At 40.7% G+C, this 21,127-nt stretch carries 28 protein-coding genes; 9 read left to right on the top strand and 19 right to left on the bottom strand.

Annotated elements, in window-relative coordinates; genetic code table 11:
• Positions 1 to 287: 287 nt before the first annotated feature.
• Positions 288 to 1,655 carry a 23S rRNA (uracil(1939)-C(5))-methyltransferase RlmD gene (rlmD, locus tag AAV98_RS03310; protein WP_060664138.1) on the bottom strand — a complete coding sequence of 456 codons (1,368 nt, stop codon included), beginning with the start codon at positions 1,653 to 1,655 and terminating at the stop codon, positions 288 to 290.
• Between the two features lie 140 nt (positions 1,656 to 1,795).
• On the opposite strand from rlmD, the gene AAV98_RS03305 reads away from it, so the two are divergent.
• Positions 1,796 to 1,990: a hypothetical protein gene (locus AAV98_RS03305; protein WP_060664137.1), complete on the top strand. Its 195-nt coding sequence runs from the start codon at positions 1,796 to 1,798 to the stop codon at positions 1,988 to 1,990.
• A 258-nt stretch (positions 1,991 to 2,248) separates the two neighbouring features.
• Here the strand turns inward: AAV98_RS03305 and cntE are convergent, their stop codons facing one another.
• The 12 genes from cntE to AAV98_RS03250 form a co-directional block, all read right to left on the bottom strand.
• Complete coding sequence (gene cntE / locus AAV98_RS03300) at positions 2,249 to 3,409, bottom strand: staphylopine family metallophore export MFS transporter CntE (RefSeq protein WP_060664136.1); 1,161 nt, start codon at positions 3,407 to 3,409, stop codon at positions 2,249 to 2,251.
• A gap of 12 nt (positions 3,410 to 3,421) precedes the next feature.
• Entirely contained in the window at positions 3,422 to 3,622 is a 201-nt protein-coding gene (locus AAV98_RS20145) for a hypothetical protein (RefSeq protein WP_156317600.1), read from the bottom strand.
• Positions 3,623 to 4,086: 464 nt separating this feature from the next.
• Positions 4,087 to 4,299, bottom strand: coding sequence for a helix-turn-helix domain-containing protein (locus AAV98_RS03295; RefSeq protein WP_060664135.1), 213 nt, complete (start codon positions 4,297 to 4,299; stop codon positions 4,087 to 4,089).
• 10 nt (positions 4,300 to 4,309) lie between these two features.
• A complete protein-coding gene (locus AAV98_RS03290; protein WP_060664134.1) occupies positions 4,310 to 4,786 on the bottom strand; it encodes a DUF2975 domain-containing protein in 477 nt (158 codons plus the stop codon).
• Between the two features lie 159 nt (positions 4,787 to 4,945).
• Positions 4,946 to 5,524 (bottom strand): GNAT family N-acetyltransferase, encoded by a 579-nt coding sequence (locus AAV98_RS03285; protein WP_060664133.1) that lies wholly within the window; start codon positions 5,522 to 5,524, stop codon positions 4,946 to 4,948.
• A gap of 14 nt (positions 5,525 to 5,538) precedes the next feature.
• Positions 5,539 to 6,267 carry a hypothetical protein gene (locus tag AAV98_RS03280; RefSeq protein WP_060664132.1) on the bottom strand — a complete coding sequence of 243 codons (729 nt, stop codon included), beginning with the start codon at positions 6,265 to 6,267 and terminating at the stop codon, positions 5,539 to 5,541.
• A gap of 89 nt (positions 6,268 to 6,356) precedes the next feature.
• Positions 6,357 to 6,644 carry a hypothetical protein gene (locus AAV98_RS03275; protein WP_060664131.1) on the bottom strand — a complete coding sequence of 96 codons (288 nt, stop codon included), beginning with the start codon at positions 6,642 to 6,644 and terminating at the stop codon, positions 6,357 to 6,359.
• Positions 6,645 to 6,668: 24 nt separating this feature from the next.
• The gene (locus AAV98_RS03270) at positions 6,669 to 7,052 is read right to left on the bottom strand and encodes a hypothetical protein (protein WP_060664130.1); all 384 of its coding nucleotides are present in this window, start codon (positions 7,050 to 7,052) and stop codon (positions 6,669 to 6,671) included.
• 30 nt (positions 7,053 to 7,082) lie between these two features.
• Positions 7,083 to 7,505 carry a DUF4275 family protein gene (locus tag AAV98_RS03265; RefSeq protein ID WP_060664129.1) on the bottom strand — a complete coding sequence of 141 codons (423 nt, stop codon included), beginning with the start codon at positions 7,503 to 7,505 and terminating at the stop codon, positions 7,083 to 7,085.
• Positions 7,495 to 8,322, bottom strand: coding sequence for a GNAT family N-acetyltransferase (locus tag AAV98_RS03260; RefSeq protein ID WP_060664128.1), 828 nt, complete (start codon positions 8,320 to 8,322; stop codon positions 7,495 to 7,497). The genes AAV98_RS03265 and AAV98_RS03260 overlap by 11 nt, the downstream gene beginning before the upstream one ends.
• 27 nt (positions 8,323 to 8,349) lie before the next feature.
• Positions 8,350 to 8,883 (bottom strand): GNAT family N-acetyltransferase, encoded by a 534-nt coding sequence (locus AAV98_RS03255; protein WP_060664127.1) that lies wholly within the window; start codon positions 8,881 to 8,883, stop codon positions 8,350 to 8,352.
• A complete protein-coding gene (locus tag AAV98_RS03250) occupies positions 8,884 to 9,420 on the bottom strand; it encodes a DUF402 domain-containing protein (protein ID WP_060664126.1) in 537 nt (178 codons plus the stop codon). It abuts the gene before it with no gap.
• 351 nt (positions 9,421 to 9,771) lie between these two features.
• Here AAV98_RS03250 and AAV98_RS03245 point away from each other — a divergent pair, with 351 nt between their 5' ends.
• On the top strand, positions 9,772 to 10,404 hold the full coding sequence (locus AAV98_RS03245; RefSeq protein WP_060664125.1) for an HNH endonuclease family protein: 633 nt from the start codon (positions 9,772 to 9,774) through the stop codon (positions 10,402 to 10,404).
• Between the two features lie 64 nt (positions 10,405 to 10,468).
• Entirely contained in the window at positions 10,469 to 10,711 is a 243-nt protein-coding gene (locus tag AAV98_RS03240) for a hypothetical protein (RefSeq protein WP_060664124.1), read from the top strand.
• 107 nt (positions 10,712 to 10,818) lie between these two features.
• Here AAV98_RS03240 and AAV98_RS03235 read toward each other — a convergent pair whose 3' ends face one another.
• From AAV98_RS03235 to AAV98_RS03220, 4 genes are all read right to left on the bottom strand, one after another.
• Positions 10,819 to 11,355, bottom strand: coding sequence for a histidine phosphatase family protein (locus tag AAV98_RS03235; RefSeq protein ID WP_060664123.1), 537 nt, complete (start codon positions 11,353 to 11,355; stop codon positions 10,819 to 10,821).
• 126 nt (positions 11,356 to 11,481) lie between these two features.
• Positions 11,482 to 12,216, bottom strand: coding sequence for a twin-arginine translocase subunit TatC (gene tatC / locus AAV98_RS03230; protein WP_231687682.1), 735 nt, complete (start codon positions 12,214 to 12,216; stop codon positions 11,482 to 11,484).
• Between the two features lie 70 nt (positions 12,217 to 12,286).
• Positions 12,287 to 12,487: a twin-arginine translocase TatA/TatE family subunit gene (gene tatA, locus AAV98_RS03225; RefSeq protein WP_060664122.1), complete on the bottom strand. Its 201-nt coding sequence runs from the start codon at positions 12,485 to 12,487 to the stop codon at positions 12,287 to 12,289.
• A 16-nt stretch (positions 12,488 to 12,503) separates the two neighbouring features.
• On the bottom strand, positions 12,504 to 14,396 hold the full coding sequence (locus AAV98_RS03220) for an alkaline phosphatase D family protein (RefSeq protein WP_060664121.1): 1,893 nt from the start codon (positions 14,394 to 14,396) through the stop codon (positions 12,504 to 12,506).
• 304 nt (positions 14,397 to 14,700) lie between these two features.
• On the opposite strand from AAV98_RS03220, the gene AAV98_RS03215 reads away from it, so the two are divergent.
• Entirely contained in the window at positions 14,701 to 15,258 is a 558-nt protein-coding gene (locus tag AAV98_RS03215; protein ID WP_060664120.1) for a nitroreductase family protein, read from the top strand.
• Positions 15,259 to 15,484: 226 nt separating this feature from the next.
• Here the strand turns inward: AAV98_RS03215 and AAV98_RS03210 are convergent, their stop codons facing one another.
• Both AAV98_RS03210 and AAV98_RS03205 read right to left on the bottom strand, forming a co-directional pair.
• On the bottom strand, positions 15,485 to 16,033 hold the full coding sequence (locus AAV98_RS03210; RefSeq protein WP_060664119.1) for a DUF1640 domain-containing protein: 549 nt from the start codon (positions 16,031 to 16,033) through the stop codon (positions 15,485 to 15,487).
• Between the two features lie 151 nt (positions 16,034 to 16,184).
• Positions 16,185 to 17,039 (bottom strand): dimethylarginine dimethylaminohydrolase family protein, encoded by an 855-nt coding sequence (locus tag AAV98_RS03205; RefSeq protein ID WP_060664118.1) that lies wholly within the window; start codon positions 17,037 to 17,039, stop codon positions 16,185 to 16,187.
• A 210-nt stretch (positions 17,040 to 17,249) separates the two neighbouring features.
• Here AAV98_RS03205 and gvpU point away from each other — a divergent pair, with 210 nt between their 5' ends.
• The 5 genes from gvpU to AAV98_RS03180 all read left to right on the top strand — a co-directional run bounded on the left by gvpU (position 17,250) and on the right by AAV98_RS03180 (position 21,076).
• Positions 17,250 to 17,663, top strand: coding sequence for a gas vesicle accessory protein GvpU (gvpU, locus tag AAV98_RS03200; protein WP_060664117.1), 414 nt, complete (start codon positions 17,250 to 17,252; stop codon positions 17,661 to 17,663).
• A 93-nt stretch (positions 17,664 to 17,756) separates the two neighbouring features.
• Positions 17,757 to 18,941, top strand: coding sequence for an MFS transporter (locus tag AAV98_RS03195; RefSeq protein ID WP_060664380.1), 1,185 nt, complete (start codon positions 17,757 to 17,759; stop codon positions 18,939 to 18,941).
• A gap of 427 nt (positions 18,942 to 19,368) precedes the next feature.
• Positions 19,369 to 19,803, top strand: a complete 435-nt coding sequence (locus tag AAV98_RS03190) for a MarR family winged helix-turn-helix transcriptional regulator (protein WP_060664116.1) — start codon at positions 19,369 to 19,371, stop codon at positions 19,801 to 19,803.
• Between the two features lie 54 nt (positions 19,804 to 19,857).
• Complete coding sequence (locus AAV98_RS03185) at positions 19,858 to 20,505, top strand: SDR family NAD(P)-dependent oxidoreductase (RefSeq protein ID WP_060664115.1); 648 nt, start codon at positions 19,858 to 19,860, stop codon at positions 20,503 to 20,505.
• Between the two features lie 49 nt (positions 20,506 to 20,554).
• Positions 20,555 to 21,076 (top strand): NAD(P)H-dependent oxidoreductase, encoded by a 522-nt coding sequence (locus tag AAV98_RS03180; RefSeq protein ID WP_060664114.1) that lies wholly within the window; start codon positions 20,555 to 20,557, stop codon positions 21,074 to 21,076.
• The last annotated feature ends 51 nt before the right edge of the window (positions 21,077 to 21,127 follow it).

The raw sequence follows: 21,127 nt of genomic DNA, 5'->3' as shown, positions 1-21,127 counted from the left end.
AGAAACGGATGAACAATTCCTTGCCTTTCAGACGCAAATTGGAATGTTTGAACAACAGAATATAATGATGGGCGTGTTAGAACATTACCGTATCACCCACCTTCATGTTAAGGGCAAGTTATTTCAAGGGGCTTTCTAGAAAGCCCCTTTACATTTCAGTAAAAGGCAGAAGTCAGGTACCACCCTTGCTCTTCCTAAAATAAAAACCCTTGAACCTGATAGTCCAAGGGTCATAAAGAACGAGTTAACTTCAACCTAAGCCTGTTGTTATGGCTTTTGATGACATATTATTTTAATTCCAATGATGCGACAGCCTCGACGTGTACCGTATGAGGGAACATGTCTACCGGCTGCACCTCAACCGTCTTATATCCCCCATCCTCCAACACTCTTAAATCTCTCGCAAGTGTCGCCGGATTACAGGATACATATACTACCTTCTTTGGCTTCATTTCAAGGATAGTTTTCAGCAGTGCTTCATCACAGCCTTTACGTGGCGGATCTACAACTAGCACGTCCGCGCTGTTCCCTTCCTTATACCATTTAGGAATCACGACTTCCGCTTCTCCCACGGCAAACTCCGTATTGGTAATTTCGTTCAGTTCTGCATTTCGTTTTGCATCTTCAATTGCTTCTGAGACGATTTCTACTCCAAACACTTTTTTGGCTTTTTGGGCCAAAAACAAGGAGATGGTCCCGATACCACAGTAAGCGTCGATGACACTATCTTCCCCGCTTAAGTCAGCATATTCTAGGGCTTTTTCATACAGCACTTTCGTTTGCTCCGGGTTGACCTGATAAAAAGATCTAGCGGAGATGGCAAACTTGATGTCGCCGATGAAATCGTAGATATACTCATTTCCCCAAAGCACACGCGTTTCGTCTCCGAAAATTACGTTCGTTTTCTTCGTGTTTACGTTCTGCACGACTGATTTCACTTCTGGTAGGGCGGCAGTAATTTCTTCCACAATCGCTCTGCGGTTAGTAATGTCTGGCGTGCGGGTAATGAGGACAATCATCACTTCACCAGTCACTAATCCATAACGGGCCATCACATGTCGCAGCACACCTTTGTGTGTTTTTTCATTATAAGCACGCACTCCATGCTTATCGCAGATTTCTCGGACCGTTTGTACAACACGATCGTTTATTTCCTGCTGGATCAAGCATTCCTTCATATCGATGATTTCGTGGCTGCGCTGTTGGTAGAAGCCTGCAATTAGCCCGCCTTCACGTTCCCCAATTGGTACCTGCGCTTTGTTGCGGTAGCGCCATGGATTATAGTCCATACCAAGTACCGGGTGAACCGGAACGTCTTTTAGGTGGCCTATGCGTTCAAGGACATCTTTAACTTGCTTTTGCTTGGCCACAAGTTGACCTTCATAGCTCAAATGTTGAAGCTGGCAGCCTCCGCATTGTTTGTAGATGGGGCATGGGGCATCTACACGGTAAGGGCTTGACTTGTAGATTTCCTCCAGCCGACCGAATGCGTAGCCTTTTTTCACTTTTATTATTTTAACTTTAATCTCCTCGTCCGGCAGAGCATTTTGGACGAAGATCGGAAAGCCATCTATTTTTGCTACGCCGGCACCATCATGGGTTAAATCCTGTACGGTAACATCGTAGTATTCATTTTTTTGAACAGGTACTGTCATGTATTTTCTCTTCCTTCACGTTTAAAATCGCTGTTCCGATTGTACCACATGGAGGTTTGGCTTGCCAGTTGGGGTGGTGGGATACTTGTTGGTTGAATATGTTAATATTAGAGTAGTTTTTATGGGGGAGAGGATGCAAAATGACCATTGTTGCTTTTTTAATCATTGCCTGGGTACTAAGCTGGTTCGGTTTTAACCGAATGTTTGTGCAAGCATTTAATGAACTACTTAATAAGGAAGTTTCCAACGCCAGCTACTACTTTATTTTCTTTTGCATCGGTGTTATTGGAGATTTAATATTATTTTTCAGGGGACAATATCCGTTTGATATGTAGTATAGCGGTTTAAGCTTATACCATTTCAGCATCTACCTTATACATCTTTGCGGTAGCCTTCTACATTTCCCAAATGATGTTCTACCGTTTCACATCAACCTTCTACAACTTTTAATAAAAAGGGATGGTTGACAGTGCTCCCATCATAGCACTTTCAACCATCCCTTGATAATTCAAACCTATAGTCTTACAAGTCCTCAGACTTCCATTGTTCAAGACGTAATGTTGGAGATCGGTCAAGGGACCTACAACGCTGACTCACATACTCCGACGGTATGCTACTAGCGTCATTACTCCCCCCAATACCGAACAAACCACGTATACGGTGGAGTAAGAAGTAAGATCTGCAACTGGCCCCATAACAGCGCCTCCCATGCTCACTCCGAGGTCGGCAGAGGCTATGAAGAGACCTAATAACACATTCCTACTAGCCTTTGGTAGGACAAGGCTAAGATACGTTGTGAGTGATGGGTAGAGCAGTGCTTGAGCGACCCCAACCATAATGGCTCCAAAATAGAAGAATACAGCTCCACCTTCTATTGCATAGCTGATACTTAGCGTCCCAATTGTGAGTAAGAGCATAGTCGCCATCATAAAGAAAGAATGCCATTTGCCGTCGGACGGGATCCTTTTTCGTAAAGTAAATCGAGATACGACAACCGTAGAGGCCATCAACATCAGAAAGATTCCAGCATTTCCATCTGGGACTTGCATCGAATAGAGGGGAATGAAAATGGTCGTTGCCCCAAACACAATGGACCCAAATAGCATTAGTATGCAGCTTCTTGAAAGATCCGGATTAGCTACTAATTGACGTAAAGCCTTTCCCACCCCTAAAGATGGGTGGCTAGGAGCTTTTACATCTGTCTGTCCCCCTACCCTTGCTGTAAAACCAATCAAACCTGTTACAACAGCCAAGGTAACCATGACTATCCCGAAAGCTCCCATTCCCTCTTGCCATATTCCAAGGGCCAAGAGCGGACCAATGATTCCTGGAATATAGGAAAAAAGAGAATACAATGATATTCCTTGGGAGCGATCTTTTTCGGGAAGTGCATCCATGATTCCAATCTGCAATGCCATGGAAAAGAAAGCCGTACACACACCCTGCAAGATTCTCGCAAATGCGTAGCCGCCCAGTCCAGTAACGGCATATAAAATTAAGGCTATTCCGTTTACAACCAAAATGGTACGTAAAATGGGAATGGGACCGTACCGAGCAATTAACTGACCTGCCCATGGTCTAAGGAACATCGTAGTAAATAAATAGGCCCCCATGATCATTCCTATTGTGGTATTAGTTGCTCCGAGTGCCTTTCCTTGCAAAGGAATAATGACATTTAAGATAGCATTGGCACTGAAATAGAAGAGCACCAGAATATACAGCCTCATAAAGGGCCAAGATAACGCGCCTTTCATCTGTCTCTCTCCTTATATCGTTAGTAACGAATGTAATAGTTTTTTGGCATAGGATGATTGTACTTGGCCTAAATCTTGCGTTCTAATTGTTTCTTCGATTTGACCGTCTTTTAAAATGATCATCCTGTCGCAAAGATAAGCTGCCGCTTGAATATCATGATATCTTCTCTTAAACGGATAGTTTATACTTTGCAATCCTCGGAGATCTTCCATGTTTAAACCAGTAACCGCTTTTCCTTTCTTTTATAAAGACATGATTTCGATTTAAAATATTTGTTAAATCAAAATCATTACGTTTTATCTAACGGAATTATAGCATGCTGTTTCATTCTGTCAATGGGTTAGGAATGTGGTTGAGGAGATAACTTGGAGGCTCCAATTCTTAGGACAACGCATTTTATATAGACTATCTAAGATTGTGAAAGACTCATGGAATATAGCGAGGACGTTATACCTTTCCCCCGCCACCTTCGACCTTTATTCGGTGAGCTTCTACATTTCCCAACAGAGCTTCTACCTGTTAACACCAACGTTCTACAATTTTACGAAAAAAAGAGGGTTCTACCACTTCGTCCAAGCGATAGAACCCTCTTTTAACTTCTGCCAGTTGAAATCCTAAAAAAAGATATACATCAACCAACGGAATGGTTATAATCCTCAAAAGCTCCTTGCTCTACCTACTCCTCCTCGGGTCTGTACTCCAAAATGTCTCCCGGTTGGCAGTCGAGCGCTTTACAGACCGCCTCGAGGGTGGAGAAACGAATGGCTTTGGCTTTGCCATTCTTGAGGATAGAGAGGTTTGCCATGGTGATTCCGACTCTTTCTGAAAGTTCGGTAACGCTCATTTTTCTTTTTGCCAACATGACATCGACATTTATGATGATAGCCATTGTCTTCACCTCACACTGTTAAGTCATTTTCAGATTTTATGTCGATGGCTACCTGCAAAAGCCTCTGAAGGACCGCAGCGAATACAGCAATTACGATGGATGCAAAGATTGGGACCGCGCCCATGATGATCGCACCAGGCGCATCATCTTTATCTGCTAACAGAAAGACAAACGGCATGATTACAACATACACACAACTGATTGTAATCGCACAAAATTTAATTTTCTTTAATGCTTCTACCGAAAATTGCGAGAAGGCCTCGTTTTTATCAATATACCCCAAAAGTTTCAGCGCCTGAAACAATGCAAAATAAAATGGAATGGTGGTTACAAGCATCCCCGCTACAATAGGGTAGAGAATATACGCGTATTCAGGAGTTGCTGGATTTTTTATCAGAGTAAACAACCCAACTATACATGTAATAAAAACAGGGGTTCCAATAAGAAATACCGCTATTTTTAAAAAAAGGGTAGAACCATGCTTCATAAAAGCACCTCGCTTCATCGTGATAATATGAATGTACCACTACATTTATTGTTTTTCAATAAAGTTTTATTGAAGAGCAGATGTTAGGCAGTAAGGACAGGAACCGTGTTTGTCCCTTTCTCCTAAAAAAAAGACAAGCACTTTACTCGCTCGCCTCTCCTAAATAACTTCAGATCTCACTTTCGCAAACACACATGTATCCCGCAATTCCCCGGTAACATCGCGCTCACTGCTTTTAAGAATTCCCTCTAAAGTATAACCGGTTCTTTCTGCGACCGCACGGCTCTTCACGTTCTTGGAATCACAGCGGATCTCCAAACGGTTGGCCCCCAATTGTTCCAATGCAAACTGACTGATCCCTTCCACCGCTTCCGTTATATAGCCTTTGCCACTGTGCCTGGAATCAATCCAATAGCCAATTTCAAACTTCGGAATGGACCAGTTGATCCGATGCAAGCCTGACGATGCGACGAACTCACCGGTTTCTTTTAAGAAAATTAAGAGCCTCAAATCCTTTCGTTGGAGGAACTCCGCATGACTTTCCCTTATATTCGCTTCCACATCCTCTACTGTCTGTTCATGCTGTGCGAAGATCATCCATGGCTTTAGCTCAGGAAGAGAATGAAGGATCGCCTCATGTACTGCAGGACCGTCTCCTGGCAAAGGCATTCTGATGAAGAGTCTGTCTGTAGTGAATTCTGATGGGAAATCTTTCAAGATTGGTTTTGTGTTGGTCATATGTATTCTCCCTCCTACTGTTTATGAACATAATTAAATAAAATAAAGCCCATTACTAACACCTCTTCCAGTTTTTCATACTCATCATCGACTAATTCGAAATGATATTTTGATCTTAACACTTCAGACCGTTTTCCTTTTGCGACCACATGGTCATCTATCAGCACGTCTGTTGGAGACCCGATTCCAAAAGATTGATAGTATATCACTTTATCGTCTATTTCTATAGTTAACGCTTCTTTAAGCTTTGCAGCATTCTTTATGGAAAATTCAGTTTTCACTTTTCCAACCGGCTCGCCATCACGCACGATTATCCAATTGGTGTTATTTTTAAATATACTGCTTCGTCCCTCCACAATTTCGACTTTACCTTCTGCAGCAAACTCAAAAGAAAGATTCATATACCAGTTACCGTCCCCTTCCACCACTTCATTGACCCAAAGCTGCCAACGATGTTGGTAGAAACGGCGATACACCGCAACTTTCTCCTTTCCTTTATAAAGTTGTTTCACGCCGTTCGAATACCGTTCACCCATGTTCGTATTCCAGGTTTCATCTGTACTTGAAGGTATATAGTTCACATCTCTGCTTACCATCCATTTATGTACAAACCAAAGCACGAAAGCTCCAATTGGAAACAAAAATAGAATAAATATCTGATCCAATTCAAACTCGCCTATAATGAAAAAACGGAGGGTCATACCAATTGTCCCGATGATAAAGAGGAACAGTAATTTTCCCATTATTGGTCTCCTTTCTTTTTTAGGTTAAGGAGACAGGCACAATCGCTCATTAATAAGACTATTTTTTATGCGTTCTCCTACCAATATCCTTAGAAAATTGTAGAGATTATCAACTTCTTATTTTTTGTTAGGGCAGCCAAACTGTCACCATTTATTTTAGTAGATTCTAATAAAGCGTGATTGCCTCCTGTACTATATTCAGATAACTGGGTGTGTCCCCGCCACAATGCTCTTCCTTTTCTAGCATTATCGATGAAATACAGCTGATCCTTATATGTAAACTCGATTTCCCTTCCTTGCTCTAAATAATAAATAAAATGCTCATAGCTAATGATTTTCCCAACTGGAATATCGGCAAATCCATCGAGGTTATCCATTAATTACACCTACCTTGACCTCCATCACTCTTCCCAATCTTGAGGCACCTTCACCATCACATATTTCCCTGTCCACATTTTGGTGGTAACAATCAGCTTCTCGTCACCTTTTTCAAAAAAGTACCCACTGCCGTCTTGGGTCACAAACTCCCATCCTTGGTCACCTATCATTTCTTTAAGGGTTTCCCTGTATTCTCCTTGATCTGCTCGTGTTATAAACCAATCATGCTCATCCTCGTTTGCAATTTTTACGACGGGATCTGAAGCTTTATTGATAGATTGCACAACTTCCTTTTTACTTACAGATTCTATTGGCAGGTTCGGTAAATAAAATTTGCTGCTGTATGCGTACGTTCCTAGGATGCATGTGCATGCTATAAGACTTATGATCGTGAGTCGTTTTATCATATGTATCCTCCTCGTGCCTTGAAGCAATGATTAAGAATCAATAAAATATGGACCGCACTCTCCTTCGTGCGTCATGATGAATGTCCACTTTTTGTCCCAATCCATGACATATATATCACCATAGAACATATGAAATGGATCATAAGGTAGATCCTTGACATCTAAACCACGCCCGCTTTCTACTAAATAAACTGTATCCACGTACTGATAAAAAATCAAACACTTATCCTTTTGTTTTGCATGAAAAAGCCTAACAGCTTCCTCTTTAGTAGAGCACGGTACCGCTTTCCAACTGCATAAATGCCATAAGAAACTTTCTAGGTAAATAGCATTCTTTTCTTCTTTAGACAAATGGCCGGCGAAACTATTTTCCCAAGATTTGCGGATATATTCTCCCCATTTATGAACCTCGAATACCCTTAATTCTTTCCTAAAGCCTGTTCTAACTCCCATACTTATAGTAATCCTGCGAATGATAACTCCTAAATCCACAAGATTCATAGAGTTTCAGAGCATGTGCATTCCTCGCTTCTACTTCCAAAAAGACAGGCAGCCCTTTTTCTGTCTTCATTTTCACCACTTTAGATAAAGCTTTCCGTCCAATTCCTTTACCTTGTAGCTCTGGAGATACAGCAAAACCATAGATCCACGCTTCCCCGTTTGTTTCGGATACACGGATTTTCCCTGCAGTTCGACCTTCCGCTTCAATGATGAACATGTCCTCGCTATTGAGTTCTTTCATTCGTTGATTAAAGCTCAGCGCTTCTTGTTCTGTAAAACCAAAGCAGGACACTTCCAGTTTAATTTCCGCATCAAAATCATCTTGGGAAGCAGATGGTCTAATGTTTACAGCTGGATCATCTATCAATTCCCCTGTTTCCCATTTCATTTGGTACTCCGCCACTTCGAATGTACAAGGAATACTTTTTAGAAACTCTTTTGCACTTTTTGAGGAGCTAGGCGCATTTAGCAAGACGGTCGAGATCTCTCGTTTTTTCACCTCAGTCATTGCTTCCGTAAATAATTTTGTGAAAATCCCTTTTCTTCGATAATCAGGATGAATCATACCAGTCATCTCTATTTTATTCCCAAATCCGTAACAGCCAAGAAAGCCGATAAGGTGCCCATCTTCATAATGAAAGAAGTCTTCTGTGCTGTTTTTGTCGCGGGTTTCCAGCATATCTTCATTTAGTTTCAGCTCGAACCCGCCTTCTTTTTCACAAACGGATTGGAGTTCTTTGATTTCTTGTAGTTGTTCGTTAGTTAGCACGGTTTACACCTCTATTGACAAAATTTTTCACTCCATGAATTCCTTTGGATAAACAACCATTCCTTTTACATGTTGAAGGGCACCTTCTTCTAACTCAAGTGCCATGAAAGAGTCTGATGCCACAGGGAAAGGTGCAGAAATGTCCCATAGATCAGCACGTTTGAAGCCGAATTTAGGATAGTAATCTTTATGTCCCAGGACAATGATGGAGGTATACCCAAGTTCACTTGCTTTTTGAATAGCTTCACGAATGAGGGTACTCCCAACACCCTTCCTTTGATACGCTGTGGCAACTGAAACAGGAGCTAGAGCAAGAGATGCATTCTCTTCATTCTGATCTACTATTTTTATCCTAGTCAACAGGATATGGCCGACTATCTCCTTGTTTTCATCTACTGCAACCAAAGAAAGTTCTGGTATAAACGCTTCCGATTTTCTAAGTCGCTGAACAAGGAAGTGTTCCTTTTGATCGCTATATTCTGCCTGTTCAAAAGCACGTTTCACTACATGTTCTGTATTCAAATAATCTTCTTGCCTTTCTTGCCTGATAGCTATATCCATCTATTCCTCCAATAAAATCTTCAAGTGGGATTTTGCCAGTTCCATTAACTGAAATTCATTGTTTTCAATTTGTTGATTAATCTTGTTTGCTTCTGTCCATGCCAGTTGGTATTGGACCTGATTTATTGTACCGTTGGTGTATGCTTCTTCCAGCTCATCTGCATCTTTTTGAATTACTTCTCCTGATGAAAGAAGAATAATGTCTAAAAACAGGTCATCCGTGTAAGGAAGGTTGTTTTCTACTCCGTTCTCATTCGTAATATCGATATACCATTGTACGATTTCCCCATTCGCATCAAACATAGTGGTTAAAGAGTAATGTTCATTGCATGGAAAGTGCTGAAGCCACATATAGCCATCATCCACAATGCAGATGCTCTTTTTTTCATAGTTAACAGTTAAAGGAGCAATAACTTTATGTATATGAAGTAAGGTAACATACCCTCTGAAGCCATCTGTATCCAAAAATTTCTGTGTGTACTTCCGTTTTAAAATTCGCTTCCAATCAGAGCGGTCTCCGTGTCGTCGTTTCAGCATCGGTCTCCTCCTAGGGGTTGTCAGGACAGGGTCAGCTACCCATCCGACACTTAATTTCTTAACAAATCTGTGGGATTTCGCAGCGGTATCTGGAAATGGGGGGTAGAGCAGCGCGCCCCGCTAAAAAATAGAAACCTATTCTTCCGGGTCAACGGACCTGTCCCCTCGGCGCTTCTCCTCCCTTCATGGTTCATAGGGAGCAGGAAAAGAGTACCTTTTCTTAACATTTACAATATTTTAACTTATTAGGACACTTTTTTATATTATTATTTCTGGTAGATACATAATCTATTAGATTCTCGTCCAACCATGAGAATTTAATATAAAAATTTTATAGTAGGAGGCATTTCTATGCTGAAGAAGTCCATGTTGGTTGTTTTTGCCTTTATTCTGTCGTTCTCAGCTTTACAGCTTGACCCGCAATCTGTCTCGGCACTTCCCCCTGGAACACCGTCCAAGTCTGAAGCTCAAACGCAATTAAACTCGTTGACTGTAAAATCGGAAGGATCTATGTCAGGTTATTCACGAGATCATTTCCCGCATTGGAGCAGCCAAGGCAATGGTTGCGACACTCGCCAAATCGTCCTTCAACGCGATGCCGACTATTACAGCGGTAATTGTCCTGTCTCTTCTGGTAAATGGTATAGTTATTTTGATGGCGTTGTTGTATACTCCCCGTCTGACATTGATATCGATCATGTTGTCCCGTTGGCCGAAGCTTGGCGTTCCGGTGCTAATAGCTGGACAACCGATCAGCGACGCGCTTTTGCCAATGACCTTAACGGACCACAGCTAATTGCCGTAACAGCAAGCGTTAATCGTTCCAAAGGGGACCAGGATCCATCTACATGGCAACCACCTCGTACCGGAGCCCGCTGCGCATATGCTAAATGGTGGATTAATACGAAATACCGCTGGGACTTGAGTCTTCAGTCATCAGAAAAATCAGCATTACAAACAATGCTTAACAGCTGTTCTTACTAAAAAATTGATGGAGGCTGCAGGTTAAGTACTTTGCAGCCTCGTTTTTAAGAGAGGAGATCTACCTATGGAAAAACTATCTTCTATTTTTACTGCATCACACGGCGTCATGACTGCCGAGGTTGGTGTCATCAGTGGTGAACTTGAACTACGAACGTCGTGTGATGAAGATGGAGTTCTTTCGCTTGCCATTACTTATGTAGGTGCCGAAGAATGGTACACGCTGCCTGGAGAAGGCTATCGCCTGCATGATTCGCGGGATCATGAAGTGGTTCATGGGATGCTTGTGAAGGTGTTAGAGCGGGGGTGAGGTGGTGGCCACTCCACCGCCAATCCACCTTACAATATATGGATTAACGTTATTTCAACAGATTTATTAATTTTCATCACCCTTTCTACAGAGAAACATCTCTGACACTATACTCGAGCCACCATGCCTTGCCCCTCAACCCAACTCAGCCTATACACATCGGGGTTCCCAAGATTCATCCAGTCTTCAAATCCAAAACTAGGTTGGTAATACCTAATCAGCAAGGACATGATATTTCCGTGTGTCACAATAATGATGGTTTCCCCGTCAGATTCATGAGCTTCTTCTACCACTTGGACAATCCTTTCCATCGCCTCTCTACTTGATTCGCCGCCTTCGAATTTCAGTTCTAAATCTTCATAGGTTTCTTCCAACTTTTCAAGCCAGTCTGGTAAATCGCCGGAACTAAGTGTACGTTCTGCTAAGCGTTCATCTATTTCTATGTTTATCTCACTTTTTTTAGCAAGCGGTTCTATCGTTTGGATAGCGCGTAAAAAGGGGCTTGTGATGATGCGATCTATTTGTAAGTTGGAGAAGTACTTCGCTAATTCTTGCGCTTGTTTCATTCCCTTTTCTGTAAGGGGTGATTCCGGTGGTTGCCCTTTGGCTTCACAATGCCTGATTATGTAGATGTTTTTTGACATGAATGAGTCCCCTTTCTTCTGGTATATATTATTACGAACAGGATGGAAATTTGTTTCAATTTCCATAAAAAAAGACGATCCTTTTGCTTCCTTGTCAAAGAAGTAAACGAATCGTCCCACAGCATTCTAACTGATGGTTGTTGTTTTTTCGGGTCGATGTACCTGTCCCTTCGAATCATATACCCATCCACATAACAAAATACTAGATTCGTATAAAAGTACTAAAGGAATAAGAACAAACACTTGGGATAGTAAGTCTGGTGGTGTTATCATGGCGGAGATAATTACCATTGCCAGGTACACGTACTTACGATATTTTGTCATCATCATTGGGGTCAAGATACCAAGCTTTGTTAAAAACCAGACAATAGCCGGCATTTCAAATATCAGACCTAAGGGAATGGTAATCTGGAACAAAAAGCGAAAATATTTTTCCGCGGTGAACATAGTTTGGAACATACCTTCTGATAGAGCAACTACGAAACCGAATACCTTTGGGAACACAACAAAATAGCCAAAAGTTAAGCCTGCCACAAACAAGAGAAATAAAACAGGTATAAAGAGGGCAGTTGACTTTCGTTCGTCAGGCTTAAGAGCCGGCTTGATGAAAACCCATAACTGATATGCCGCAAAAGGGATGACCGCTGCCAATGCGCAAATACTGGCAAGCATAAAGTAAACCCAGATTATTTCGGATGGACCGAGCACCGTTAATTCTACTTCCGCCCCCTTCATGATCCATTTGTAAATTCTTCCCACTTGGAAGAAGCTGACTAGAAAGATAGAAACGTATATAAAAAGGATCATAAGCAACCTTTTTCTTAATTCTGCCATATGTGTGAGAAAAAAAGTCTGTTCCACAAAACATCCTCCTTTTTGTATGTTAAAAAAAGAAGGGCTATCCACAGAAAGAGATAGCCCACTCATTTATTTACAACGCCTTCTCTTCTACCTTTTTGTCTGCGTCTACTGATTCGTTGTCATCTTTCATTAAATCTTTTGTTCCTTTTTTAAATTCACGAAGGGTGACGCCGAATGAGCGCCCGATTTCAGGGAGCTTGGTCGGTCCGAAAATAAGCAAGGTAATAACAAGAATAATAATTAGTCCAGGAATACCAATATTTTGTAGCATGTGATCGTCCTCCTTATTAGTTTTTGATTAAACCTTGTCCTTGTGTCACATTAATTTTCGCTTCCCCGTTTGGTACTTCACATTGCCATAACAATGATTTGGAAGCATTAGGTGTTTCAATGTTGTCCACAGAATAAGCAGTCCACGTAGCTTTGGTGTTAGTCAATTCCAGCAGTGCATACCCGTGTGTTGTACTGTCAAACAGCTCAATCCACGGATTCTCTGCTTTAACGATTTGTTGAATTTCTTTAAATAAAAGTTCAGCCGTCATCGTTGCTCCTTTGCTTAATCGACCTTTCACGATGTCGATAAGTTCTGAAGCAGCATCGATTGGAATTGGTCCCGACGTATCCGGTGCTTGGTTTAATGCATTGCGGAGCGTTTCTCTTAAGTTACTTGACGTTACAGAACCTACCATTAACTCTACGCCGTATTTTTCGCTTGTTTTGTCATATTTATATTGAAGGTAAGAGGCTTCAAAAGTATGGAAGTCTCCTGTGAGCGCTATAAAATTATCAATTTTATTGTTCATGACCGTTTGTGCAATAACATCTCTTTCATAAGCAAACCCATCCCAAGCATCTAAATTCATGTAGCGATTTAGTAATTTTAACTGGGTAATCTGCACTTCATTGCCCCAAATTTTCCAGATTCCGCCTGCATTTTTTAATTCATTCAAGAACCATTCGCGCTGGGTGCTTCCGAGCATAGAACGGTCAGAATTATTAATGCCTTCACATCCACCTGAAATGTAGCGATCTAATGTCCCTTGCCCACACGGGTGTGCATCTCGATAAAGTCGCTCATCTGTTAAAAGAATCGTTGCAAGGTTACCAATTGTAACGGTGCGATAAATTTTAATGGATTCTTCAAAAGACTTCGTTCCGTCATAAGGAACACGTGCCGGCATGTATTCAAACCAGACTTGATTGGCAATAAGTCTTCTTGCTGGGTCAGACTCGGGATTATCGTCCGGTGCTACCGCAGGATAAAACGTGTCATTGGCAAACTCATGATCATCCCAAGTAGCCACCATGCCATGACGCTCATGCAACTTCTGTAAGTCTTTATCTCCACGATACGTCTGATAAAGCTTACGATAGTCCTCTTTGGTAAAAGCTTTCGCTTGTCCACTTGGAAGCTTAATTCGTCTATCTTTCAAATTCCCTTGGTAGGCAGCATCTCCAACAGATTCATAGATGTAATCTCCTAGATGCAAAAAGAATAACATTTCCTCTTCTGCCATATGACCAAGTGCATTAAAATATCCATTTGTGTAATCCTGACAAGAAACATAGCCAATCTTGGCAGAAGCAACCTGGCTATTATCTACAGGAAGTGTCTTACATGCGCCTGTTTTACTTACATAGCCTTTTTTCGTAATAAAACGGTAGTAGTATGTTTGATTTGGTTTTAGTTGCCCATCCAAATCGATACGAACCACATTATCGTGATCCTTCCAAATAGGAGAGAAACCTTTGAGGGCTACACTAGAAAAATCCTTTGTTGTACTTACCTCAAACATGACAAATTTCCCTTGTTCAATTGCCTCTGCCAGAGACTCATCATTGTTGGCAGTTGTATTTTCTAAATAGTAGATGATATTGCTGGTGATTTCTTCTGTTGAAAGCCCCTCTTCTATGGAAGGTTCCACTCTTGTCCACAACATCATTCCACTAGATGTTGGGTCACCTGAAGCAACGGATTGAGGAAAGCCTTCCCCTACAGGTTGCAGTCCTTTATAGGGCGTCACACCTTCTGCTGCTAGCGCCTTATTGGAGACAAAGGAAGTCAATTTGCTAATCCCTGTCGTTTCCATTGCCACCACTGCTGAACCTGCTAAAAAATACTTCAAAAAAGTTCTCTTAGACGAATCGTATGCTTCAAATTCCCTTCTGCCATTCTTCAATGCTGTTTCCTCCTTCTAAGTTGGATTCGTAACTAGACTAAAGGGTAAAAGTAAACCTGGTTTGAATTATCTGTTACAGGAGAGTTAAAAGAATGTTACAAGGTGGGATGGGTAGAGGGAACCGCGACCTCTTCCAACGTTAAAGTGTTATTTACTTGTTATTTAGAAGCAAGGGATCATATTTTTTGCCTACACACCTTTTCTCCCCACGACATAGTTATAGAATTAATAGAAGATATAGACTATACTATAATTGAGAATGATAATCACACTCATATATTAACTTCAAGAGGGGATGAATCTCATGGAAACAAACAAATCAACTTTAGCTCAAATCATTCGCGAGCGACGTTCTATAAAAGCTGGATATACAGAAAAAGAAGTTACTCAGGAAACGGTACTAGAGTTACTGGACGACGCTGTCTGGGCACCTAACCATGGACTTCGGGAACCTTGGAGGTTTATTTTTGTGTCTTCAAGTGAAAAGCAAGGATTTGTAGAAAAGCTTGTAAAAACATTCCCACCCGAGATGCAGGAAAACAGGAGGAGTTATTTCAGTCAACCTGCTGCCATCTTAATTGTGGTGATGGAAGAAGACCCGAGACAAAAGCAATGGGAGGAGAACTTCGGGGCGGTCAGCTCGCTTATTCAAAACTTCCAGCTGCTTGCCTGGGAGAAAAAGCTTGGCGTTGTCTGGAAAACCAATCCTCATATATACGATCCTAAAGTCCATAAAATTCTAGGTGTACAGCCTGGTGAAAAAATTGTTGGATTCTTGCATATGGGATACTTTGAAGAAGTGCCACCAAAACGTGAGCGAAAGTCCGCAGGAAGCAAGTTGACAGCGTTTAAGAATGAATAGGGCAATGGAAAAGACGCTTCCCTACTGAGAGGGAAGCGTCTTTTCACTTTGAGTATTGTTTTTTTGTGAGGTATTTAAGGTGGAAGTAAACACTTAGAGGAATTTATAGGAGTTATGCAGGAGCCACCCTACCTTTTACTTTTACTTTTCATGATAAAAATTTCTTTTTCAAGTCTGTTTACCTTGTTGTCAATGAAATTGAAGTCGTTCATTCTTAGTTCATTTGTTAACTCAAACTGCCCGCCAATACGTCAAGTTTTGCTTCAACAGTATTGAAACGTTCGTGCATTTCCGTCTTCATGCTTCTTATTTCTGTTTTCATGCCTCCCATTTCGGTCTTCATATTTCCTATTTCTGATTTCATGCCTCCCATTTCGGTCTTCATATTTCCTATTTCTGATTTCATGCCTCCCATTTCGGTCTTCATATTTCCTATTTCTGATTTCATGCCTCCTATTTCGGTCTTCATATTTCCTATTTCTGATTTCATGCCTCCTATTTCGGTCTTCATATTTCCTATTTCTGATTTCATGCCTCCTATTTCGGTCTTCATGCTTCCTATTTCTGATTTCATGCCTCCCATTTCGGTCTTCATATTTCCTATTTCTGATTTCATGTTACCCATTTCAGTTTTAATGCTTCTCATTTCGGTCTTCATGCCTGTCATCTCTGACCTTAAGCTGGTTGTTTCCGATTTTAAATCATTTACATCTCCTCTCATACCTTTAACTTCTGTATCCAGGCCGATAAGCAGCTCAAGAATTTGTTTTTCCATGTTATCACCTCCTCTTTTCATTATAGTGGATAGGAGAATAACTATCACGTACTATACGAAGAATTCATTTTCCATTTTTGGATGCGGGGGTCGCAGAGAGCCACTATTAAAAGTGGGTCAAGGTGCCTGTCCCTGCAACACCAGCTCCCCTCTACCCACGAAGTATGGGCAGCGTGCAACAACGAAAAGATCCACCGGATTTAATAATTTCAATAATGTCGACTTCTATTATTTCATAACCTCTCTTCGTGAGTTCCGCGTTCACCTTAGGATTAACCGGCAGGCTGAAAATTTTCTTATTGCCTATACTTAGTACGTTTGTGCCAAGGGTGAACTGTTCGTCCTTTGTTACTTCGATTAATTCAAACTGCGACGAGAGATTGTCTATCTCTTGCTGTGTAAAAGCTTCTGGATAGTACAGTGCTTCTGTCGGTGAGATAATGTTGAACACACAATCTAGGTGTAAGTATTTCTCTTTAAAAGGCACCTTTATTACTTCATAATGTGGCAGGAAGCTTTGAAGATGTTTGATTGCTTCCTCGTTCGTCCGGTTGCTCAAACCAACATACACCTTCTTGCCATGGATGATGACATCTCCGCCTTCAATCATATCCCCCTTTAAATTCAAATAAGAAATTTCTTGTTGTTCCAACATGCTTTTCAAGACATCTTCTTCCCCTTGTCTTATTTTATTAGCCATTTCCGCAACAAAAAGAATATTGCCAAGGGTGAAACCAATATCTCGTGTGAAAACTTGTTCCGGAAACATTTTCATTGCAGGCAGGAGGATAACTTCCACTCCGTGTTCCTCCAATTTATCCACAAATTTTTTATGCTGCGCCATGGCAATTTCAATATGAATGCCTTCATTCTTAAATTTTTCCTGTGTTTCATTAATAACCTCTCGAATGGTCATAAATTCAGGTTTGCAAAGGATAACCTTGCGCAAAATATCATACTCACTACTTACATGCGGCCGCATCGCTTCATCGGAAAGTAAAGACATGTTAATCACCCTTTAACTAAATAATGTTTTTATTGTTACCTAGTAAAAGGATTTTTAATTGGAAAGGAGAACGATATTAATTTTCCTCGTAGTGCGTAGAAATGAACAAGTCCACTTGCACAAACTTCCAGAATAACCTCTCCCTCTTTACCTATACTAACTATATGTGCGTGACAACATGGATAAAGAAACAAAAAGTGAGGGGTTAACTTGGCAAAAAAAGAGGAAAACGTATCCACAGATGATGCAGTGTTGCAAATGCTGCTTGATCTAACAGATAAAGACGGTGTGGAAATTGGTATCACGTTAAACATTAATGGAACAGTAGTAGCAGGAACACTGGTTGGTCCCCACACTTATTACGAGGGAATCATTCATTCTGCAGGTGGTGTAGAAAATAGTACCCTGTCGCGCGTTCTACATAAAAAATTCACTGATCTTAAAGAGGCCTATATCAGTGAGCGGCAAGAAGAAGAGGAAAAGAAAAAACAGGATATGATTGCTACGTTTATCCATTTAAGAGATGCGGTATATATTTCTGCGAACGCGCAATCTCCTTTCAAAAGTCACACTTGGTGGCGTGGAAGAATTGATTCCATTGATGGGTTTTCTTTTAAACTTTAAGTAATCGTACTTATTAATTGTAGACATGACGATGGAGGGGTAGAGGTGACAAACAAGAAAATCGGACAAGTCAGTGCTTGGTGCATAATAAGCATGGCTTCCATCCCTCTTATAATGACACTTGGCAATTCCATGCTTATTCCTGTTTTGCCAATGCTTGAAAAAGAATTGGACATCTCCTCTTTTCAATCCAGTATGATCATCACTTCCTATTCTGTTGCATCTATTTTCTTAATACCTATTGCAGGTTATTTATCAGACCGGTTTGGCAGGAAAATGATTATTTTGCCGAGTTTATTGCTGGCACTGATCGGAGGATTAATTTCTGGATTTGCTTCCTGGAAAATGGATGACCCCTTCACATGGATAATAATGGGACGGATTATCCAAGGTATTGGTGCAGCAGGGGCAACACCGATTATCCTGCCACTAGTTGGCGACTTGTATCAGGACGATGATGAGAAAACCAGTTCGTGCTTGGGAGTTATTGAGACATCTAATACATTTGGGAAGGTTCTTAGTCCAATATTGGGTTCGCTTCTGGCAGCTGTCCTGTGGTACCTTCCTTTCTTTTCCATATCTTTTTTCAGTTTAATTTCAATATTAATGGTTCTTGTTTTCATTAAAGTACCTAAGAAAAAGGACAAGCCACTCGCACTAAAAATTTTCATTCAAAATACAAAGAAAATCTTTCAAAAAGAAGGAAAATGGCTTTATACCACCTTTGTCATTGGCGTCTATGCGATGTTGATCCTATTTGCCCTATTATTTTATTTATCCGACATTCTTGAAAAAACGCATGACCTGCACGGTGTTAAAAAGGGATTATATTTAGCGGTTCCTTTGTTCACCCTGTGCGCCTCTTCCTATATCACCGGAAAAGTAATTAAGGGAAATATTGAATTGATGAGAAGAATTTTGATGGTCACACTTGGCGTTATCGCCATAACCATCGTTTTTGTTGGCTATGTAAATGAAAAAATATTTATATTGCTTACGATATCCAGTTTTATTGGCATTAGCATTGGAGCCATGCTACCCACCCTTGATGCCATAATCACCGAAAATGTAGAGAAGGAAGAAAAGGGCACCATCTCCTCCCTATATAGTTCTTCTCGATTCATCGGAGTCGCTGCAGGTCCGCCAATTATGTCTGTGATCATGAAGAAACATCTACTCACAAGTCTCTATATATCAAGTGCTATGGCAGTTATTATCGGCGTACTTGTCTTTATTTTCATCCAACATGTAAAACCAAAGAAGAGCACGCTTTGGTAGTGGGGTGTAGGGACAGGCACGGCGGCCCATTCTTACTTGGATGTGTGAAAGATGTGGGTTCGTGCAGTTTATTGCAAGAGTAAAGGCCTCTAGTTCCACTAATTTAAGGGGCAGAGGTCTTTAAAGGCTTTATAAAGACTTCACTTACCGTTATTTCACGTTCCTGAAGTCTTTATAGCACTTCTAATGACCTTTCTTCTTCATTTTTCACTTCCTAGAAGTCTTTATTAGACTAATCATGACCTGTTTGTATTGCCTTTTATGTAGAAGAGGTCTTTATCGCGTCTTAAAACCTAGTAATCCGCAGCATAACTCCTTTTATTGAATGATTTCAGCTATTCATCCTTTTTTTAACACGAAACAGTTGCTTTTCTACTCAAAAGTGTGTTAATTTGTATATGCAAATGAAATCAAAGGACTGAAGATTATGCGAGAAGAAGAAGAGCTGCTCATTCATTGTTTGTATTTTACGGCCAATCGATTTGCACGTAATATGACAAAATTGACGGAGAAAACATTCGATTTTGATGAACTATCCCCTTCTTATCTGTATATGATGATGATTGTAAAATACAATCCAGGGATCTCACAGAAAGAGCTTTGTCATACATTATCTATCGCTCCTTCCACCAGTACTCGTTTTATTGATAAATTAGAGAAATTAAAACTAGCAACCAGAAGAATGGAAGGAAAACAAAGTTTTATAACTTTGACCGAAAAAGGCGAAGATGTTTACACTGAATTCCGACTTTCCCTTAAAGAGCTTTTTAAGAATTACTCCGAGATATTAGGGCGTGAGTTCAGCTTGGATCTAAGTAAAACCTTGCATGAAGCCAGCAATAAAATAGAAAAAAAAATATAAATTTTTTTAGATTTTCATTTGCATATACAAATAACATTTTTGAGGAGGATATACATGAATAATAAAGTGATGTTGATTGTTGGAGCAGGCCCTGGAATAAGCTTAAGCACAGCAAAGAAGTTCGGCCGCGAAGGGTATAAAATTGCGATGATTGCACGCCGTGAAGAGGCATTAAATCAATACACAGAAGAACTGAAATCAATGAACATAGAGGCAAAAGGATTTAAAGGTGATGTTTCTGAAGAAGATTCGCTTCAAACAGCCATCCATGAAGTGATCAATACCTTAGGAAAGATTGATGTACTCCTTTACAATGCTGCAGCCGGTACTCCAGGAAAACCAACAACTCTTAAAACAGAAGATTTAATAAACGATTTCAAAATTAGTGTGGCAGGAGCCTTAGTTTCTGTCAAAGAGGTCCTACCCCACATGGAGAATGGTACCATTCTGTTCACTGGTGGAGGGTTGGCTTTGACTCCTTATGCAGACTACGCTTCCTTGGCTGTAGGGAAAGCAGGTATTCGAAATTTGGCTTACAGTCTGGCACAAGAACTAAGTCAAAAGGAAACGTACTTGGGATTACTTACTGTTAACGGATTTGTTAAGGAAGGCACCTCCCTTTCACCAGATCATGTGGCTGAAGAATTTTATAACATGAACACTAACCGGACAGAACTTGAAATCATATTAGAAAATCATTAATTTTTTTGTATTATCATTTGCATATACAAATAATAGGAGATGAAAAATAATGAAAACACTTGTCCTTTTGGCACACCCAAAGATTGAAAACTCAAGAATTAATAAAGCTTGGAGTCAGAAATTAATGACCGTGGAAAACATAACGGTTCATAACCTTTACGTATCCTATCCAGATGGAAAAATTGATGTGAAGCATGAACAACAACTTCTGCTCGACCACGATCGCATCGTTTTTCAATTCCCTTTCTATTGGTACAGTAGCCCCTCACTTTTAAAGGAGTGGCAAGATGTTGTGTTGGAATATGGTTGGGCATACGGCACTAACGGAACTAAGCTTCATGGCAAAGAATTTCTCCTAGTCATTTCAACAGGAGGCCCTGCTTCAGCCTACCAAGCAGGAGGATATAATCTTTTTAGCATGAGTGAATTAACAAAGCCATTTCAAGCAACAGCAAACTTGACAGGCATGAAATTCCTTCCTGCCTTTACACTACAAGGATCCCACAGATTGTCGGAGGAAGAGATAGAGGAAAATGCGGAAGTTCTAGCAGGTTATTTACGTTCTATGTAATAACATAAAAGGGCCGAAACAAATAAATTGCTTCGGCCCTCTTTATATCCT

Origin of the sequence: Bacillus sp. CHD6a (genome assembly GCF_001293645.1) — a bacterium.
GTDB lineage: Bacteria > Bacillota > Bacilli > Bacillales > Bacillaceae_I > Sutcliffiella_A.
The sequence above is the reverse complement of the archived record's forward strand: the minus strand, read 5'-3'. Positions and strand labels throughout refer to the sequence as shown.

What these genes read in the sequence shown, in the direction of transcription:
- AAV98_RS03245 (WP_060664125.1), top strand. Translation starts at nt 9,772, where the DNA reads ATGCTGAAGAAGTCCATGTTGGTTGTTTTTGCCTTTATTCTGTCGTTC.
- AAV98_RS03250 (WP_060664126.1), bottom strand. Translation starts at nt 9,420, where the DNA reads ATGCTGAAACGACGACACGGAGACCGCTCTGATTGGAAGCGAATTTTA.
- AAV98_RS03205 (WP_060664118.1), bottom strand. Translation starts at nt 17,039, where the DNA reads ATGTCTTTACTTTCCGATGAAGCGATGCGGCCGCATGTAAGTAGTGAG.
- AAV98_RS03185 (WP_060664115.1), top strand. Translation starts at nt 19,858, where the DNA reads ATGAATAATAAAGTGATGTTGATTGTTGGAGCAGGCCCTGGAATAAGC.
- AAV98_RS03285 (WP_060664133.1), bottom strand. Translation starts at nt 5,524, where the DNA reads ATGACCAACACAAAACCAATCTTGAAAGATTTCCCATCAGAATTCACT.
- AAV98_RS03215 (WP_060664120.1), top strand. Translation starts at nt 14,701, where the DNA reads ATGGAAACAAACAAATCAACTTTAGCTCAAATCATTCGCGAGCGACGT.
- AAV98_RS03180 (WP_060664114.1), top strand. Translation starts at nt 20,555, where the DNA reads ATGAAAACACTTGTCCTTTTGGCACACCCAAAGATTGAAAACTCAAGA.
- AAV98_RS03240 (WP_060664124.1), top strand. Translation starts at nt 10,469, where the DNA reads ATGGAAAAACTATCTTCTATTTTTACTGCATCACACGGCGTCATGACT.
- tatA (WP_060664122.1), bottom strand. Translation starts at nt 12,487, where the DNA reads ATGCTACAAAATATTGGTATTCCTGGACTAATTATTATTCTTGTTATT.
- AAV98_RS03305 (WP_060664137.1), top strand. Translation starts at nt 1,796, where the DNA reads ATGACCATTGTTGCTTTTTTAATCATTGCCTGGGTACTAAGCTGGTTC.
- AAV98_RS03275 (WP_060664131.1), bottom strand. Translation starts at nt 6,644, where the DNA reads ATGGATAACCTCGATGGATTTGCCGATATTCCAGTTGGGAAAATCATT.
- rlmD (WP_060664138.1), bottom strand. Translation starts at nt 1,655, where the DNA reads ATGACAGTACCTGTTCAAAAAAATGAATACTACGATGTTACCGTACAG.
- AAV98_RS03290 (WP_060664134.1), bottom strand. Translation starts at nt 4,786, where the DNA reads ATGAAGCATGGTTCTACCCTTTTTTTAAAAATAGCGGTATTTCTTATT.
- AAV98_RS03235 (WP_060664123.1), bottom strand. Translation starts at nt 11,355, where the DNA reads ATGTCAAAAAACATCTACATAATCAGGCATTGTGAAGCCAAAGGGCAA.
- AAV98_RS03190 (WP_060664116.1), top strand. Translation starts at nt 19,369, where the DNA reads ATGCGAGAAGAAGAAGAGCTGCTCATTCATTGTTTGTATTTTACGGCC.
- AAV98_RS03195 (WP_060664380.1), top strand. Translation starts at nt 17,757, where the DNA reads ATGGCTTCCATCCCTCTTATAATGACACTTGGCAATTCCATGCTTATT.
- AAV98_RS20145 (WP_156317600.1), bottom strand. Translation starts at nt 3,622, where the DNA reads ATGGAAGATCTCCGAGGATTGCAAAGTATAAACTATCCGTTTAAGAGA.
- AAV98_RS03265 (WP_060664129.1), bottom strand. Translation starts at nt 7,505, where the DNA reads ATGGGAGTTAGAACAGGCTTTAGGAAAGAATTAAGGGTATTCGAGGTT.
- AAV98_RS03210 (WP_060664119.1), bottom strand. Translation starts at nt 16,033, where the DNA reads ATGGAAAAACAAATTCTTGAGCTGCTTATCGGCCTGGATACAGAAGTT.
- AAV98_RS03270 (WP_060664130.1), bottom strand. Translation starts at nt 7,052, where the DNA reads ATGATAAAACGACTCACGATCATAAGTCTTATAGCATGCACATGCATC.
- AAV98_RS03255 (WP_060664127.1), bottom strand. Translation starts at nt 8,883, where the DNA reads ATGGATATAGCTATCAGGCAAGAAAGGCAAGAAGATTATTTGAATACA.
- AAV98_RS03280 (WP_060664132.1), bottom strand. Translation starts at nt 6,267, where the DNA reads ATGGGAAAATTACTGTTCCTCTTTATCATCGGGACAATTGGTATGACC.
- cntE (WP_060664136.1), bottom strand. Translation starts at nt 3,409, where the DNA reads ATGAAAGGCGCGTTATCTTGGCCCTTTATGAGGCTGTATATTCTGGTG.
- AAV98_RS03295 (WP_060664135.1), bottom strand. Translation starts at nt 4,299, where the DNA reads ATGGCTATCATCATAAATGTCGATGTCATGTTGGCAAAAAGAAAAATG.